Source organism: Microvirga sp. P4_G7, assembly GCF_056401005.1.
Genome location: NZ_JBFUKD010000933.1, coordinates 1 through 1155, shown reverse-complemented (window position 1 = coordinate 1155; position 1155 = coordinate 1). Strand labels below are relative to the sequence as shown.

Sequence of the window (1155 nt, the reverse complement as noted above, 5' to 3'; positions counted from 1 at the left end):
TTGTATGGCAGCGTCGTCGCGGCCGCCGCTGCGAAAGGAATAAGCGCTGCTGCGGCGACAGGTACGACGGCCGTCCTATCTACGAGGACCGTTGAAAGCTTGCGCGTCGCCTCATAGAGCTTGCCCGGATCCGACAGTTCCGTGTCGGGCTCGGGCGTCGGATCTGAAAAGACATTCCGGCCAATAGCCTTCCGCTCTGCGGATCGAAAAAATTGTGTTGCCTGAGCACTCAGCAACGCCAAGCCTTGCTGCTTCAATCGATGGAGCGGCGGGGTGAAGGCGGATAACGGATAGGCGAAGAAACTGATGACGATCGCAAGCCAGCCGCTCATGACCATACTGACGGTCGTCGCGGATAAGCCTTCGTGAAGCGTGTGCTTTGCGACTGCCGCAGCGATCGCGCAGCTCATTCCAAAGACGAAAATGGCATAGGCGTTCGGATACTGACCTAGGAACGCCAGTCCGCCCTTGCCGTCGGGGTGGGTCGCAACCAAGCGGAGATTGAGCGTCGCGAGTTTGCGAAGCATGAGAGCCCACACAAAGTGCCTCCAGGCGCCCCGCAGAAAGAGAAAGACGAACAAGGGAAGGCTGAAGCAGATCGACCACCAACCGGCGAGCTTGATCCTAATGCCTTCGAGCGAGTGCTCTACCGCCCATGAGGATGCTTCGGCCGTGTGAAGATTGAGGTAGGAAAGGATGGACGCGAGAACCGCCAAGACCAGGCAAGCAAGCTCTGCCCCACGAGAGTCGCGCTGGCGAAGCGTCGAGGACACAATAGCTGCGGCGGCTGGAATTGACGTCGGGGCAACAATTGGCGCGCGCACAAGCTGGGACAGTTTCGCTTTCAAGCCTTTCTCGACCTGTTGCTCGGCCAGAACAAATGCACCGATCCCAACAAAAAACTTGGCCCATACTCCGAGATCGTAAAGGTAGGCTCCTTGGCCGCTCTTCAAGAAAAAATTGTGCGGTAAGCCCAACAGAAAAGGAAGACCCCACGCCAAGCCCACGAACAAGGCCGCTCGCGAGCCTACACGAAGCTCGTTTTGCCGAAGCAAATTCATTTGCTCTTGCAGTTCGAAGAAAGGGCCGCCGTGGGATGCGCGAAATTCGTCCAGATCTGCGTAGGCGCGAAGTGGATGATCTCCCGCGTTCACC

1 protein-coding gene is annotated in these 1155 nt (G+C 57.8%); it reads right to left on the bottom strand.

Features of this window, described 5'->3' with window-relative positions:
• Window positions 1-953: hypothetical protein (locus tag AC1DT3_RS22030; RefSeq protein WP_477467305.1), on the bottom strand; the 953-nt coding region annotated here is incomplete at its 3' end.
• Window positions 954-1155: the final 202 nt, after the last annotated feature.